Annotated in this window: 17 protein-coding genes; 15 read left to right on the forward strand and 2 right to left on the reverse strand. The window is 64.7% G+C overall.

Annotated elements, in window-relative coordinates:
* Genes ACVOLS_RS04585 through ACVOLS_RS04615 form a run of 7 tightly spaced genes read left to right on the forward strand, consistent with a single transcriptional unit; the run spans nucleotide 1 to nucleotide 6,390 of the window.
* A complete protein-coding gene (locus tag ACVOLS_RS04585) occupies nucleotides 1–891 on the forward strand; it encodes a peptidylprolyl isomerase (protein ID WP_481544658.1) in 891 nt (296 codons plus the stop codon).
* A 24-nt stretch (nucleotides 892–915) separates the two neighbouring features.
* Nucleotides 916–2,247, forward strand: coding sequence for an MFS transporter (locus tag ACVOLS_RS04590; protein WP_481544659.1), 1,332 nt, complete (start codon nucleotides 916–918; stop codon nucleotides 2,245–2,247).
* 44 nt (nucleotides 2,248–2,291) lie between these two features.
* On the forward strand, nucleotides 2,292–3,503 hold the full coding sequence (locus ACVOLS_RS04595; protein WP_481544660.1) for an oxygen-independent coproporphyrinogen III oxidase: 1,212 nt from the start codon (nucleotides 2,292–2,294) through the stop codon (nucleotides 3,501–3,503).
* A 7-nt stretch (nucleotides 3,504–3,510) separates the two neighbouring features.
* Nucleotides 3,511–4,287, forward strand: coding sequence for a helix-turn-helix domain-containing protein (locus ACVOLS_RS04600; RefSeq protein ID WP_481512935.1), 777 nt, complete (start codon nucleotides 3,511–3,513; stop codon nucleotides 4,285–4,287).
* Between the two features lie 21 nt (nucleotides 4,288–4,308).
* Entirely contained in the window at nucleotides 4,309–5,049 is a 741-nt protein-coding gene (gene modA, locus ACVOLS_RS04605; RefSeq protein WP_481544661.1) for a molybdate ABC transporter substrate-binding protein, read from the forward strand.
* Between the two features lie 2 nt (nucleotides 5,050–5,051).
* On the forward strand, nucleotides 5,052–5,735 hold the full coding sequence (gene modB / locus ACVOLS_RS04610) for a molybdate ABC transporter permease subunit (RefSeq protein WP_197606690.1): 684 nt from the start codon (nucleotides 5,052–5,054) through the stop codon (nucleotides 5,733–5,735).
* The gene (locus ACVOLS_RS04615; protein WP_481544662.1) at nucleotides 5,725–6,390 is read left to right on the forward strand and encodes a sulfate/molybdate ABC transporter ATP-binding protein; all 666 of its coding nucleotides are present in this window, start codon (nucleotides 5,725–5,727) and stop codon (nucleotides 6,388–6,390) included. Before modB ends, ACVOLS_RS04615 begins: the two co-directional genes overlap by 11 nt.
* Nucleotides 6,391–6,399: 9 nt before the next feature.
* Here the strand turns inward: ACVOLS_RS04615 and ACVOLS_RS04620 are convergent, their stop codons facing one another.
* Nucleotides 6,400–7,608 (reverse strand): NnrS family protein, encoded by a 1,209-nt coding sequence (locus ACVOLS_RS04620; protein ID WP_481544663.1) that lies wholly within the window; start codon nucleotides 7,606–7,608, stop codon nucleotides 6,400–6,402.
* 209 nt (nucleotides 7,609–7,817) lie between these two features.
* Between ACVOLS_RS04620 and ACVOLS_RS04625 the strand changes: the two genes are divergently transcribed.
* The 5 genes from ACVOLS_RS04625 to ACVOLS_RS04645 all read left to right on the forward strand — a co-directional run bounded on the left by ACVOLS_RS04625 (nucleotide 7,818) and on the right by ACVOLS_RS04645 (nucleotide 11,469).
* Nucleotides 7,818–9,461 (forward strand): mechanosensitive ion channel family protein, encoded by a 1,644-nt coding sequence (locus ACVOLS_RS04625; RefSeq protein WP_481544664.1) that lies wholly within the window; start codon nucleotides 7,818–7,820, stop codon nucleotides 9,459–9,461.
* Nucleotides 9,462–9,645: 184 nt separating this feature from the next.
* A complete protein-coding gene (rocF, locus tag ACVOLS_RS04630; protein ID WP_481544665.1) occupies nucleotides 9,646–10,566 on the forward strand; it encodes an arginase in 921 nt (306 codons plus the stop codon).
* Nucleotides 10,567–10,710: 144 nt separating this feature from the next.
* A complete protein-coding gene (locus tag ACVOLS_RS04635; RefSeq protein WP_481544692.1) occupies nucleotides 10,711–10,863 on the forward strand; it encodes an entericidin A/B family lipoprotein in 153 nt (50 codons plus the stop codon).
* A gap of 54 nt (nucleotides 10,864–10,917) precedes the next feature.
* Nucleotides 10,918–11,055 carry an entericidin A/B family lipoprotein gene (locus ACVOLS_RS04640; protein ID WP_481544666.1) on the forward strand — a complete coding sequence of 46 codons (138 nt, stop codon included), beginning with the start codon at nucleotides 10,918–10,920 and terminating at the stop codon, nucleotides 11,053–11,055.
* A 192-nt stretch (nucleotides 11,056–11,247) separates the two neighbouring features.
* On the forward strand, nucleotides 11,248–11,469 hold the full coding sequence (locus ACVOLS_RS04645; RefSeq protein WP_282269033.1) for a CsbD family protein: 222 nt from the start codon (nucleotides 11,248–11,250) through the stop codon (nucleotides 11,467–11,469).
* 214 nt (nucleotides 11,470–11,683) lie between these two features.
* Here ACVOLS_RS04645 and ACVOLS_RS04650 read toward each other — a convergent pair whose 3' ends face one another.
* Complete coding sequence (locus tag ACVOLS_RS04650; RefSeq protein ID WP_481544667.1) at nucleotides 11,684–12,517, reverse strand: hypothetical protein; 834 nt, start codon at nucleotides 12,515–12,517, stop codon at nucleotides 11,684–11,686.
* A gap of 121 nt (nucleotides 12,518–12,638) precedes the next feature.
* On the opposite strand from ACVOLS_RS04650, the gene ACVOLS_RS04655 reads away from it, so the two are divergent.
* The 3 genes from ACVOLS_RS04655 to ACVOLS_RS04665 all read left to right on the forward strand — a co-directional run bounded on the left by ACVOLS_RS04655 (nucleotide 12,639) and on the right by ACVOLS_RS04665 (nucleotide 15,274).
* Nucleotides 12,639–13,940 carry a tryptophan--tRNA ligase gene (locus tag ACVOLS_RS04655; RefSeq protein WP_481544668.1) on the forward strand — a complete coding sequence of 434 codons (1,302 nt, stop codon included), beginning with the start codon at nucleotides 12,639–12,641 and terminating at the stop codon, nucleotides 13,938–13,940.
* Between the two features lie 22 nt (nucleotides 13,941–13,962).
* Nucleotides 13,963–14,256 carry a hypothetical protein gene (locus ACVOLS_RS04660; RefSeq protein ID WP_282273156.1) on the forward strand — a complete coding sequence of 98 codons (294 nt, stop codon included), beginning with the start codon at nucleotides 13,963–13,965 and terminating at the stop codon, nucleotides 14,254–14,256.
* An 85-nt stretch (nucleotides 14,257–14,341) separates the two neighbouring features.
* Complete coding sequence (locus tag ACVOLS_RS04665) at nucleotides 14,342–15,274, forward strand: MBL fold metallo-hydrolase (RefSeq protein WP_481544669.1); 933 nt, start codon at nucleotides 14,342–14,344, stop codon at nucleotides 15,272–15,274.
* Nucleotides 15,275–15,347: the final 73 nt, after the last annotated feature.

A 15,347-nucleotide genomic window follows, 5' to 3' on the forward strand; every position in this document is an offset into this window, starting at 1 on the left:
ATGGGCAGCCTGCCACGCATTCTCCCCATCACCGTCATCGATTCGCAGACACCGGTGCCGGCCGAGGCCGGCCACCATCACGACGCCGATGATGGTCCGCGCAGCCTGGGCCAACCGGCACCGTGCAGTCTGTACGTGCAGGACACGCCGATCAGCGAGGCTGACATCGCCCGCGAGATGCAGTACCACCGGGCGATGCGCCCGGAGCAGTCACGTGCCGATGCGGCGCGTGCGCTGGTGGTACGCGAGCTGCTGCGGCTGGAAGCCGAGCGGCTTGGCCTGGCCGACGCCCCCGGCGTTGGCCAGGAGACCAGCGAGGAAGCACGCATCCAGCAACTGATCGAACAGACGCTGGTAGACCGCGTGCCCAGCGAGGACGACTGCCAGCGCTACTTCGCGCAGAACCCCGAGCGCTTCCGCTCACCGGACCGCATCCGTGTACGCCACATCCTGCTGGCGGCACCGGCCGACGATATCGCCGGCCGGCTGAAAGCCCGCACCCAGGCCGAAAAGCTGATTGCCGAACTGCTGGAGCAGCCACACCTGTTCGCCGATCTGGCCGCGCGCCACTCGCAGTGCCCGTCCAGCAGCGAGGGCGGCGATTTGGGCTGGCTGCAACGCGGCCAGACCACGCCGGAATTCGATCGCCAGGTATTCCGCCTGCGGCAAGGCCTGGCGGGTTTTCCGGTGGAATCGCGCTGGGGCTACCACGTGGTCAGCGTTGACGTGCTGGAAGCCGGCGTAGCGCTGAGCTTCGAGCAGGTGCAGCCACAGATCAGTGACTACCTCGAACTGCAGGTGCGCCAGCGCGACGTGCAGCAGTTCCTGCTGGAGCTGCGCGAGCGTTACCCGGTACGCGGGCTGGAAGACATCGAAGCACAAGCTGAGTAAGACGCAATCCCCCCAGGAGCGGCAATGAGCCAGAATCTACAGAACATCAGCAGCGGCGAACAACAACGTGCGCTATGGCTGAGCACCTTCGCCTTCACCGTGTGTTTCGCGGTGTGGATGATCTTCGCCATCATCGGCATCCAGATCAGCGAACAGCTGGGTCTGAATGACACCCAGTTCGGTCTGCTGATCGCCACCCCGGTACTGACCGGCTCGGTGATCCGCGTCTTCCTCGGCATCTGGTCCGATCAGTTCGGCGGGCGCAAGGTGATGACCCTGGTGATGCTGTGTGGTGCGGTGGCGACCTGGCTGCTGACCTATGCGCAGACCTATCCGCAGTTCCTGTTGGCGGCCTTGTTCGTCGGCATCGCCGGCGGCAACTTCTCGGTCGGCGTCACCTATGTGTCCAAGTGGTTCCCGCCGGAGAAGCAGGGCACCGCGTTGGGCATCTTCGGTGCTGGCAACATCGGCTCGGCGGTGACCAAGCTGCTGGCGCCGCTGGTGATGGTGGCCTCGGGCTGGATGATGGTGGCCAAGCTGTGGGCCGTCGGCCTGGCGGTCACCGCCATCCTGTTCTATCTGTTCAGCAAGGAAGATCCCTCGCTGGAAGACCGCCGCCGCAGCGGCGTCAAGCCGATGTCCTTCGCCGAACAGATGGCGCCGCTGAAGAACCTGCAGGTGTGGCGTTTCTCGCTGTATTACTTCTTCGTGTTCGGCGGCTTCGTCGCGCTGGCACTGTGGCTGCCGCATTATCTGGTCGGCGCCTATGGCATGGACGTGGGCACGGCCGGCGTGTTGGCGGCGTGTTACTCGATCCCGGCCAGCCTGTTCCGGGTGGTGGGCGGCTGGATGTCAGACCGCATCGGTGCACGTCGGGTGATGTACTGGACGCTGGGCGTATCGGTGATCTGCACCTTCATCCTCGCCTACCCGGATACCCGCTACATCGTGCAGGGCATACACGGCGAGATCAGCTTCCATCTGGCGATCAGCGTGACCCTGTTCACTGTGCTGGTGTTCGTGCTCGGCTTTTTCATGTCGCTGGGCAAGGCCGCGGTCTACAAGCACATCCCGGTCTATTACCCGCAGCATGTGGGCTCGGTGGGTGGCGTGGTCGGCATGATTGGCGGCCTTGGCGGCTTCATCCTGCCCATCGTGTTCGGCGCGCTCAATGATGCGCTGGGCATCTGGAGCAGCTGCTTCATGCTGCTGTTCGTGCTGGTCAGCATCTCCCTGGCCTGGATGCACTTCGCCATCCGGCGGATGGAGCGTCGCAACTTCCCGCAGCTCGATCGCGAGACCGATCTGCCCGAAGCCATTGATGCCGGAGCAGCGGAGAAACAGCGCCGCGCTTGATCCAGATCAGTGAAAACCGGCGGTCGCTACGCGAGGATGCTTGCATGTCAGTAGAGACCGCCGGGATGGATGACGCCACATTGCATGTTGCACTGCTGCAGCAACCCGCGCACGTGTTGTTCCCGGCGCCGGCGGAGCTGAGCCCGGGCTTCGCCGAAGCCGGCTGGCGTGCAGCCATGCAGGCCAGCAACGAGCATCTGATTCCACGCGCGCTGACCCTGGGTTTCTGTGCGCCGCCGCATGACCTGGAGCGCGCCGAGAACGTCCTCGATGCGCTGATGGTATGCCTGCGCCTGCACGCCGACATGCTGGCCAGCGACCGCGAAGTGGCTGCCATGGTGCTGCAGCCGGGCATCGTCGAGCATCTGCCGCCCGCCCTGCTGGGCCGGCTGTTGGACGCGGTGCCGGAGCAGCTGTGCACCATCGCCCGGCCGCAGGTCGAGGTGCGCCTGGATGCGGCCAGCGATGTCGCACCGGCGTCCTTGCGTGAGGTCGGCTGTACCCGGATGACGGTGATCGACCACGCCGGTGTCGACGGGCCGGCAATGTTGGCGCACGCCCAGCAGGCCGGGTTCACCGCCTGCTATTACCAGCTGCGTGTGCCGTGCTACGCCGATGTGTCGTTCCTGCAGCGGCTGCAGCGGGTAGTGGAGCTGGCACCCGAGCGTATCGTCCTGCCGTCGCCGGCCCTGCTGCCCGAGTACCCATTGCCGACAGACTGGCTGCAGGCATGGCGGCTGCTGCGTGCGGCCGGCTACCTGCCGCTGGGCGGCGACCACTACCAGCGGCCGGACCTGCCAATGCCGCTGCGCAACGGCGACGGCCAGCGTCATTGCGACCTGCTCGGGGTGCCGCGGCGCGAGCGCCATGACCTGCTCGGCATCGGCGTTGGCGCCTGCAGCCAGATCGGTGATGTGATCTGCCGCATCGAGCCAGAGCCGAGCCATTGGCGCGCCTGCCTGGTGGTTGGCCAGCCGGGCATATCGTCCGGGCTTATTCTTTCAGAGCATGAACGTATGACCGACGAGGTGGTGCAGAGCCTGGCCTGCGACCACGCATTGGACATGCGCGCCTTCGAATGGCGCAACGCGCAGCCATTCGACGCCTGTTTCGAGCACGCCTGGAGCCGCGTCGCCATGTTCATCGAACGCGGCTGGCTGCGCCGTGACGGCGACATGTTGTTGATCCAGAACGAAGGTGAGCTGCTGTGGCGTATGATCGCAGCGTGCTTCCGCCCCTTGGCCGCTGTTGCTTGAAAACGGAATGACGTCACCTACACCCCCACCGCGCGGCCCCTTGGGCACTGCGACGCCGAATCCAGCCGCTGCCGGCGACGGTGATGCGCTGCATTTCTGCACGACCTGTGCGTTTTCCGATGCCTGCAGCTCGCAGGGCTATGACAAGACCGCGCTGAACGAGCTGCACGTGATGGTCGACCACGTCGGGCCCTACCATGCGGGCGATTACATCTTCCGTGCGGGCGAGCCCTTCGACTCGATCGCTGCGGTGCGTGCCGGCATGGTCAAGACCTTCGTCGATGACAGCCTTGGCAACGAGCAGGTGCTGGGCTTCGCCTTGCCCGGCGAAGTGATCGGCTTGAACGCCATCCACGGCTCGCGTTATCCCTGCAATGCGGTGGCGTTGGATACCGTGCATCTGTGCCGTATCTCGTTTCCGCGTATCAGCATGTTGGCCAGCCGCATGCCCGGCCTGCAGGCCAAGCTGTTCAGCCTGCTCAGTGCCGAGATCGGCAAGGCGGCGCTGCTGGCCGCCAATTACCGTACCGAGGAACGCATGGCCGCGTTCCTGCTGGATATCTCCAGCCGCTATGCGCGGCGAGGATTTTCGGCGCACCGCTTCAACCTGACCATGACCCGCACCGAGATCGCCAACTACCTGCGCATGGCACCGGAAACCGCCAGCCGGGTACTGCGCCGGTTGAGTGACGAGGAAGTCATCGCGGTGAAGCAGCGCGAGATCATCCTGCTGCAACCGGAGCGTCTGGCGCTGATGGCGGCCACCGATGACGCAAGCGAATGATGCCCAACCGAGGATGCGTGCATGAACAAACTGTGGGCATTGTTGTTGCTGGCCGCCACGCTGCCGGCAAGCGCGGCTGACCTGACGGTCTCCGCTGCTTCCAGCCTGACTGAAAGCTTTCGCGAGATTTCCGCTGCGTATGAGAAGGCCAACCCGGGCACGAAGGTTGATCTGAACTTCGCCGCGTCCGGGACGCTGCTGCAGCAGATTGCGCGCGGCGCGCCGGTCGATGTGCTGGCCTCGGCCGACCAGACCACCATGGCGCAGGCCAGCACCGAAGGCCTGATTGATCCAACGACACAGCACGTATTCGCACAGAACAGCCTGTGGGTGGTGGTGCCGCCGCAGGCCAGCAACAAACCGAGCACGTTGGCGGCACTGGCCAAGGCTGATGTAAAGCGCGTTGCCATTGGCAACCCCGACAGCGTACCGGTGGGTCGCTATGCACGCGGCGCGCTGCAGCATGCCGGTTTGTGGCCGGCGGTGCAGGCCAAGATGATCAGCACCCAGAATGTGCGTCAGTCACTGGACTATGTCGCGCGGGGTGAAGTGGATGCAGGCTTCGTCTACGCCACCGACGCGCAGGCGATGAGCGAGCGCGTGCAGCGTGCCTTCCAGGTGCCGGTTGCCGGTGGTATCGCGTATCCGCTGGCAATGGTGAAGACCAGTCGCAATGCCGCCGAAGCCAAGCGCTTCATCGCCTTCGTGCGCTCGGCGCCGGGCCAGGCCATCCTGCACAGGCACGGCTTCGGTAGCCCTTGATGGTGGATCTGGACTGGAGCGCGCTGTGGTTGTCGCTGAAGGTGGCCGGCTGGGCGACCGCGATCAACCTCGTGCTCGGTGTCGGATTTGGTGCCTTGTTGGCGCGGCGGCGCTTTCCCGGCCGTGAGTTGCTGGACACCATATTCACCTTGCCGATGGTGCTGCCGCCGACGGTGCTGGGCTATTACCTGCTGGTGCTGATCGGCAGCAAGGGCCCGCTTGGCGCATGGCTGGAGAGCAGCTTCGGCATCAATCTTGTGTTTACCTGGCAGGCAGCGGTGATCGCTGCCGCAGTCGCGTCGTTTCCGCTGGTGTTCAAACCTGCACGTGCGGCATTTGAAGACGTTGATGGGCAGCTGGAACAGGCTGCGCGCACCTTGGGTGTGTCGGAGCTGGCGCTGTTCTTCCGTGTGACCTTGCCGCTGGCATGGCGCGGCATTCTTGCCGGCCTGCTGCTGGCATTTGCCCGCGCGATGGGCGAGTTCGGCGCCACCATCATGGTCGCCGGCAGTATTCCCGGCCGCACCCAGACCTTGTCCATCGCCATCTACGAGGCGGTACAGGCCGGCAATGACGGTCGCGCCAACGCCTTGGTGCTGCTGTCCTCGCTGGTCTGCATCAGCGTGTTGCTGCTCGCCGCGCGGCTGGTGGGACGGCGACAGGAGGGGGCACGCAATGTGGCTTGAACTGGATATCCGGCGCCAGCTGCAGGCAGCAGGCCAGCAGTTCCAATTGCATGCGGCGCTGCGCTGCACGCAGCCCAATGTTGTGTTGTTCGGCCCATCCGGCGCCGGCAAGAGTTTGACCTTGAAGGCGGTGGCCGGGCTGCTGCGGCCGGATGCCGGTGTGATCCGCATGCACGGGCAGGCGCTGTTCGACGCGGCGGCAGGCATCAACCTGTCACCGCAGCGCCGCCGTATCGGCTATGTGTTCCAGGATTACGCCTTGTTCCCGCACCTGACGGTGCGGCAGAACGTTGGTTTCGGCCTGCAGCAAGGCCTGTTGAACCCACCGCGTGGTCGCCGCATCGATGCGGTGGAGCAATGGCTGCAGGCGTTCCGTATCGATCACCTCGGTGACCTGCTGCCATCGCAGATCTCCGGCGGCCAGCGTCAGCGCACCGCCTTGGCGCGGGCGTTGGTAACCAAGCCGCAGGCGCTGCTGCTGGATGAGCCATTCGCAGCCCTCGACCACGCCTTGCGTGCGCATCTGCGCCAGGAGCTCGAGACCGTGCTGGACCAGACCGGCATTCCGCTGCTGCTGATCAGCCATGATCCCGAAGATGTGGATATGTTCGGCCAGCAGGTCGTGCATCTGGCTGACGGCCGCGTTCAGGTCTGAGCGCAGCGTTCAGTCCGGTTTTCCATCCGCACGCGGGCGCCAGTAGATCCACCCCAACCGCAGCAACCACGGTGCAAGCACCAACAGCCAGCCTGCGGCGGCGACGGCATGCCAACGCCAGGGATCGTCCAGCAGCGGTGCGAGGATGCGCAGCACTGCGACCAGCTGCAGGCCGAGCAGGGCGATCCAGGCCACCACCGGCATCACCAGCGAACGCCCGGAATGGCCCTGGGTCACGCGGGTGACCATCGCCACCAGCAGGCTGCCGAACAGGCCGATCACCAAGGCATGCAGCGGCGCGCGTTCCAGCCAGCCAACGTGGCCGGCGAGGGCGGCGATGTCCTGCAGCAGATACAGCAGCATCGCCAGCGGCCACCACGCCAGCCCGTAGAACAATACCGCCAGCAAGGCAGGCTTGGGGCCGCGCGGCCACCAGCGCCACAGCGAGTACAGCGACAACAGCAGCAGTCCAGCATCGGCAAGCAGCGTTGCCAGTGCCAGCTGCAGGCTTTCACCGGCCAGATGCAGCAGGCACAGCCCCCACAGGATCGCCAGCCATTGCGGCGGCCGCCAAGCCTGGTAACCAGGCACCACATTGCCGGCGAAGAACGGAAACATGCGATGGGCGACGCTGGCGTAGATCGGCAGCAACAGTCCGAAGGTGCCGATCGACACGCTCAGTGCCTGCCAGCGGACATCGCCGCCTGCGGCAGCAATCGCGAAGCAGAGCAGGCCTATCCAGCCCATCAGCAAGCCGGAACAGCAGGACCACGCATGCCAGGTGCGGCCTTTCTCCTGCAGCAGCAAACGGCCGAGTGCGAGCAGGCCGAACGCCCAACCCAGCAACGCCAACAGCAGGGCCAGCCACACACCCGGCTGCCAGCCGAGGCCGGCAGCAAGCAGCGCGATCTGCGCGCCGAACAGGCCGCCGCCGACCCCGGCGTACTGCCATCGCGGCAGCGCCGACAGGCCCATCCAGCGCGGGAACACGGTCAACAGGAAGCCGAAGATGAAACTGGGCAGCACCAGGTACTGCATCCATAGCCCGTGCAGCCAGGCCGGCGGCAAGCCGGGTGCTGGCAGGGGTTTTCCCAGCTGCAACCCGCCCAGCCACAACGCCCACCAGCCCATCGCCAGGCCGAGGTTGCAGACACCAATGAAGAACAGCAGCCGGTGCGGCGCATTGAGGACAGTCAAGGTGGAGGCGGGGCTGTTCATTGGGTGAGTATCCGAGCAGGCCTGGTCGGTGGTACTGACCAATATCAAGCGGGGCGGTACTGCGGGGAGAGTTTGGCGAGCGCTGGTTCGCGATACATGACCGTCGGAGACATTCAGCGTCTCCTGTGCGGAGGATGGGCTTCCCTTTGTGCCGCTCTTGCGGCAACACTGCACCGGGCTGTCACCTGTTCCTGCGGGGAAGCGCAATCATGTTCCGAAGCCGCGTCGTCGTCCGCTCGGTTGTACGTCGGTTCGCTTCGCTCGCGCTGGCAGTCGCGCTCGCGTCGCTGGCCGGGCTCGCCTTGCCAGGCACGGCGGTCGCCGTCGATGACGCGGCGCAGGTTGAAGGGCCGGTTCCGGCGACGGCGCGTTACTACAACCGCGACATCCTTACCTTCCGCGGCGCTTTCATGGGCCGCTCGCCACTGCAGCGGGCGCAGGTCACCGAGCTCAACATCAAGCGGATCGTTGAGGAGCCCGGCGTGCCCGGGGTCAGCTTCAACGACACCGCCGATGGCGCGATCCTGCTGCTCGGGGGCGAGGTCGTCACCATCATCACCCCCGCCGACGTGGATGCTGCACAGGGCCAGAGCCTGGGCCAGGTGCGTGAGGAAGTTCGCAGCCGGCTGGCTGATGCGGTTGCCGCTGCCGAACGCGAGCGGGCACCGGGGCGGGTGCTTCGCGGTGTGCTGTACAGCCTTGTCGCCACGCTGTTGGCGGGTGCATTGATCTGGTTGCTGGCATGGGCTGCGCGCAGGCTGCGTGCGGCGATGTTGGCATGGGTTGGAAAGCGGGCGAGTGCGTTGCACAGCGCACCGGTCAAGCAGATGCTGCACGGGGCAAATGCTTTGGCCGACTGGCTGTCGCGTGCGGTGCTGCTGGTGGCGGTGCTGGTGCTGGCAGAGGAATGGCTGCGCTACGTGTTCCATCAGTTCGATTACACCCAACCCTGGGCCACGGCGATGACGGTGTGGATCGCCGCCCAGGCCAAGGCCTGGTTGTGGGCCGGTGTGGCAGCGATTCCGGGGCTGGTCACCGCGGTCATCATTTTCCTGTTGGCGCGCTTGGCCAGCCAGATCGTTGGCATGCTGTTCCGCGGCGTACAGAACGGGCGCTTCCAGATTTTCGGCATTGACCGCCAGTTGGCCGAGCCCAGCCGCAAGCTCACAGTGGCAGGTATCTGGCTGTTCGCACTTGCGATGGCCTATCCGTATCTGCCCGGCTCCAGCAGCGACGCGTTCAAGGGTTTGAGCGTATTGCTGGGCGTGATGATCTCGCTGGGCGGCTCCAGCATCGTGGGCCAGGCCGCGGCCGGCTTCACCCTGCTCTATGCACGGACAATGTCGGTCGGTGATCTGGTCAAGGTTGCCGATGTCGAAGGCCAGGTGCTGCAGATCGGCCTGTTCACCACCCGCATCCGCACCCTTACCGGGGTGGAGGTCAGTCTCCCCAACATGCATGTGCTCAGCGGCAAGCTGCTGAACTACTCGCGGGATCCACAGGCAGCGGGCATGTGGTTGGAGACCAGCATCACCATCGGTTACGACACGCCCTGGCGACAGGTGCATAGGCTGTTGCTGGACGCTGCGGGCAAGACCGCGCATGTGCAGCGGGTCCCGGCCGCGCATGTGCTGCAGACCGCGCTCAACGATTTCTACGTTGCCTATGTGGTGCGCGTGCACATCATTCAGTTGCCGCTGCGCGCGCAGATACTCAGTGAGCTGCATGCCAATATCCAGGATGCGTTCAACGCCGCCGGGGTGCAGATCATGTCGCCCAACTACATCGCCGACCCGGAGCTGCCCAAGATCGTTGCGCCCGCGGACTGGGATCCAAAAGCCCCGGCACCCTGATTGGCGTACAAGCAGCGGCAGCCTGAACCGGACAGTGCGAACAGCTGACATGTGGTGGGCGTACGCTGGCCAGAAGGCTTGGCGCAGTAGGCGTAGGGGGTTATTGGACTCCGGGTTTGACGCGCTGCCGCAAGGTCTTTCTGCGGTCGCTCGCTAAACTGATTTCATTTGCAACGGAGGTGGTATGAGCAGTTTTCGTCCGGTGTCGCTGATTGGCGTGCCTACCGATGTGGGTGCGGGCGCACGTGGTGCGCGGCTGGGGCCGGAGGCGCTGCGCATCGCTGGCCTGCCGGAGGCCTTGGCTGAGCGCGGTGTGGATGTACGCGACATCGGCAACCTGGATGGCCCGCGCAATCCGTGGACCGGCCCGGTGCAGGGCTACCGTCATCTCGACGAAGTGGTCGCATGGAACCATGCACTGATGGAGGCGAGTTACGCCGAGCTGAAGGAAGGCCGCATGCCGATCATGCTTGGCGGCGACCATTGTCTCGGCGTGGGTTCGATCACCGCCGTTGCGCGCTGGTGCCGTGAGCAAGGCAAGCAGCTGCGCGTGCTGTGGCTGGACGCGCACTCGGATTTCAACACCTCCGACGTCACCCCATCGGGCAATATCCACGGTATGCCGGTGGCCTGCCTGTGCGGCCTCGGCCCGGAAGGCCTGACCCACCTGGGCGGCAACGCCCCGGCGATCGCACCGTGGCAGGTGCACCAGATCGGCATCCGCTCGGTCGACCCGGAAGAGAAGCGCCTGATCAAGCAGCACCGTGTGGATGTCTACGACATGCGCTACATCGACGAAGCAGGGATGAAGCGGACGATGGAAGCCGCGCTGCATGGCATCGATGCCAATACCCACCTGCATGTCAGTTTCGATGTGGACTTCCTCGATCCCAGCATCGCGCCGGGCGTTGGCACGACGGTTCCGGGTGGCGTCAATTACCGTGAAGCGCAGCTGGTGATGGAGATGATCGCCGACACCGGCTTGATGGGCTCGCTGGACATCGTCGAGCTGAACCCGTTGCTCGACCACCAGAACCGCACCGCCGAGCTGGCCGTGGACCTGGTGGAGAGCCTGTTCGGCAAGTCCACCCTGATGCGCGATTAACAATCGGCCGACATCGCTGAACGTGTGCTGCGCGGTTTCACGCGGAGCACACGGCCCAGCCGCCAGATTCGTCTTCACACACGACGTGCCCGCCGCCGGTCACCGGCCACGGCATCTGCCTTGAAAGGGAGGAGAAGACGAATGATGATGCGACTGTTGATGTTGGCCCTGGTGGGCGCGTTCTCGGTTGGCATGCTCAGCGGCTGCAATACCGTGGCGGGCGCAGGCAAGGACATGCAGAAGGCCGGTGAGAAGGTCGAAGACAAGGCGCAGGATTGCAAAGACGGCAAGTGCTGATGAACACGCGGTCCGTTGTGGACCGCACCGATGGAACCACCACAGGAGAAACACATGAAGCGTTTGGTTGCCCTGATGATGTTGTCGCTGTTCTCGGTTGCGGTGCTGGCTGGCTGCAATACCGTGGCGGGTGCAGGCAAGGATGTGCAGAAGGCCGGTGAGAAGGTCGAAGACGCTGCCAAGGGTAAGTGATACTTGGCAGGGTCCTGCAGATGAATGAAGGAGGCCGGCAATGCCGGCCTTTTTCATGCACGGAGTCTGCTAGCTGAAGCGATGTTCACCAAGGTCAGCAGCACACAACGAAACATGGACCTGATGCCAACGGGGGGGCGACGAAAGTGGTCCCACGCGAATCAACCGCGTATCCCCCGAAGGAGCAGCGTAATGAACAAAGACATCATTTCCGGCAAGTGGACCCAGCTCAAGGGCAAGGTACAGGCCAAGTGGGGCGACATTACCGACGACGACATGAAGGTGGCTGAAGGCAACGCCGAATACCTGGCAGGTCGCCTGCAGGAACGTTATGGCTGGGCCAAGGACCGCGCAGAAACCGAAGTGCGCGACTTCCAGAAAGCGCTGCACAAGGACTATCCCGATTACCACTGATGTGGGGTGATTGAGAGAAGCTATTTGCCTCAATCAGAAACCGATGCCAGACCTCTGGCATCGGTTTCCTTTTTGCCTATTTGTAGGAGCGGCGTAAGCCGCGAAGCAAGGGCATCATCAGATGGCATGGGGGGTAAGGGCTTTGGCAAGGTCAGCTTCGCGGCTTACGCCGCTCCTACAGACAAGCTGCGGCCCCGCGCTGCGATCAACCAACTCAACGCCCACGCGCCGGCGGGTCCGGCACGAAACCACTCGGGAACGCCTGCGGTGAGCTGTCCACATGGCGATGACCGCGCGGCAGTACGCCCAACGCCACCAGCCGCTGCCGCGAGTCATAACGCACTTCGCTGACCTGCACCGGATTACGGCTGGCACGTTCGAAGCTGGTCAATGACGAACTCGACCACTCACGTTCACCGTGACCGGTGCCAAGCCGCTGCTGCGACTCACTCTTGGCCGACGCACTGGGCGCAGCGGCTTCGGCCGCGCGCGCGCCGGAGCTGGCACTGGCACTGGCCTCGGCACGGTCCTCGTACTGCGGCATCGGTCGTGGGGTCGGCCGCGGCATCGGCAGCGGGCGCACGTCATGCACCGGCCGGCGTGCTTCATTGAAAACGGCGATGCCGATCACCCCGACATTGGCCGGGCGGCCGGTACGGCTGGCGTAGCTGTCGCTGGAGCTGGTGAACACGAACTGCGCCACCTCGGCATTGGATTTGCGCCAGCCGGTGATCTCGCTGCTCTGCCAGGGCTCCAGCACATAGCCGGACTGGCTGGGCGAGGCGGTCTGGCCGGTGATGGCGTTGACCCCGTCCACCGACAGCACCACCAGTACGCGCTGGCCGCTACGGTTCTGCATGCGCACGCTGTAGCGGTGGCCGGGGCTGCCGGCTACCCATTGCTGGCCCCGGTGCGGGTACAGGTCCAGTTCCTGCCCGTCGTCGCGGTCGATCACCGACAGCTGCACCGGACCCTCATCGGCCGGCCGTACCGGGCTGAACCCGCATAGCGCGACAACCGACAACACACTGGCTAGAAAACGGTACATGGCAGGCTCCTTGGCGGGGTACATGGCTTCAAACGGCCGGCCGCGGGCAATGGGGTTGAGGGCGGGGACAGGCAGGGGCGGTTACACTGGCCCGGTTCATCCGCTCGTCAGCTTGGTTTACATGACTACCCGCGTCCTCACCGGCATCACCCCCTCCGGCACTCCCCACCTCGGCAATTACGTCGGCGCCATCCGCCCGGCCATCGCCGCCAGCCAGGCCTCGGACATCGAGAGCTTCTTCTTCCTGGCCGACCTGCACAGCCTGATCAAGGCGCAGGAGCCCGAGCGCACCCAGCGTTCGACCCTGGAGATCGCGGCCAGCTGGCTGGCCTGCGGCCTGGATCCGGACAAGGTGTGGTTCTACCGCCAGAGTGACATCCCGGAAACCACCGAGCTGATGTGGTTCCTCACCGTGGTCGCCAGCAAGGGCATCCTCAACCGCGCCCATGCCTACAAGGCCGCGGTGGACAAGAACCGCGAGGAGCAGCTCGACGACGACGCAGGCGTCAGCGCCGGCCTGTTCATGTACCCGGTACTGATGGCCGCCGACATCCTGATCTTCAACGCCAACAAGGTGCCGGTGGGTCGTGACCAGATCCAGCACATCGAGATGGCGCGCGATTTCGCCCAGCGTTTCAACCACGTTTACGGCAAGGAATATTTCGCCCTGCCGGAAGTGATCATCGACGAACAGGTGGCCACCCTGGCCGGCCTGGACGGCCGCAAGATGAGCAAGAGCTACAGCAACACCATCCCGCTGTTCGTGCCGCGCGAGGAGCTGAAGAAGCTGGTGTTCTCCATCCTCACCGACTCGCGCCTGCCGGGCGAGCCCAAGGACACCGAAGGCTCGGCGCTGTTCCAGATGTACCAGGCCTTCGCCAGCCCGGAGCAGACCGCAGCCTTCGCCAAGGCCTTTGCCGACGGCATCAGCTGGGGCGATGCCAAGCAGCAGCTGTTCGAACGCATCGACACCGAGTTGTCGCCGCTGCGCGAGCGCTACAACGCCTTGATGGCCGAGCCCGAGAAGATCGAAGCCATCCTGCGCAAGCGCGGCCAGCAGCTGCGCGAGCAGTTCGCCATCCCGCTGTTGAAGGAATTGCGCCACGCCGTTGGCCTGCGTGACCTGTCTGCCGCCGGTGACAAGCCCAAGGCGGCGGTCGCTGCCAAGGCGGCGCTGCCGCTGTTCAAGCAGTACCGCGAGAAGGATGGCCGCTTCTACTTCAAGCTGCTCGATGGCGAAGGCACGCTGCTGATCCAGAGCGAAGGCTTTGACTCGCCGCGCGATGCCGGCCAGCTGATCGCCGTGCTCAAGCAGGCCGAGCAGGGCGATGCGCTGCAGAGCGAGTTGTTCAAGGTCGAAGTGGAAGTGGAGCCGGTGCTGGCGGCGTTGCGCGAACTGCGCGAGGCTGCAGCGAAGGAGTAATCACCTGCGGAGGAGCACGTCGATGGCCTGGTTGTCGTTGTTGTTGTTTCTCCCTTGGTTCTGCGTGATGGGAGCGCTGTACTGGTGGTTCCCGCGCCAGCCGCGCAATCGCCGGCGCAGCGTGTTTGATGCATCGATGCTGGTGCTGGCCCTGGTGGCCAGCATCGGCTTCATGTTGTGGGGCTACCACGTGGGCGCCACCGAGGTCGCCGAAGGCCTGTGGAAGCAGATCCTGGCCGTGCTGTACGCCTACGGCGGCTTCCTGGCGGTGATGGTGCTTGCCCTGCTGTTGCGCCCGCGCGTGCTGCAGCACTGAGCCGGTACGGCTGCGACAAAAGTCCGGGTTGAGTGCGGGCAGGGCGGCTGGCACGATCGAAGCCAGTTTCTGCCGGAGTTGCTGCATGTCTCTTGCCCATGGCATCCACACCATCGATACCGCGTTCCAGCGCGATCACTTCGATGCGGCCTATCTGATCGTGCAGGATGGGCGCGGCGCGTTCGTCGATTGCGGCACCACGCATTCCTTGCCGAATCTGCTGGCCTGCATTGAGCAGGCCGGTTTGCAGCCAGCGGACATCGACTGGCTGATCGTCACCCATGTGCACCTGGATCATGCCGGCGGTGCTGGTGCGCTGATGCAGCAGCTGCCCAATGCCAAGCTGGTCGTGCACCCACGTGGCGCCCAGCACATGATCGATCCGACCCGACTGATTGCCGGTGCAACGGCGGTGTATGGCGAAGCCGAGATCGCGCGCAGTTACGGACAGATCGTGCCGGTGCCGGCCGAACGTGTAGTGGTTGCCGAGGACGGGCATCGCGTTCTGCTGGCGGGCCGCGAGCTGGTCTGCGTGGATACGCCGGGACATGCACGGCACCACTTTTGTGTATGGGATGCAGCCAGCCGCAGCTGGTTTACTGGCGACACCTTTGGTTTGTCGTACCGCGAGCTGGATCACGCGGGTGGTGCGTTCATCATTCCCACCTCCTCGCCGGTGCAGTTCGAGCCGGAGGCAATGCATGCCTCGATCCTGCTCTTGATGCAGGAAGCGCCGGAAGGCATGTACCTGACCCATTACGGCCGGGTCGAAGGCACGGCGCGATTGGCGCAGGAACTGCACGAGCAGATCGACGCGATGGTGGCGATCGCACAGCGCTGCAATGGTGAGCCGGAGCGGCATCGCCTGCTGGTGGACGCGCTGGGTGCGTTGTATGTGGCGCGGTTGAGATTACAGGGCAGTCCGCTGGATGCGTCTGAAGTGCTGCGTGTGCTAGCGATGGATATCGAGCTCAATGCACAAGGACTGGCCTGCTGGTTGGACCGCGAGAAGCGCTGAAAGCGAGCGGGGTTACCTGTAGTGCCGAGCCATGCTCGGCAGAGGCTTCCCCGGCAATGCAGGAGATCAGGCG

This window comes from Stenotrophomonas sp. STEN038 (genome assembly GCF_056759895.1).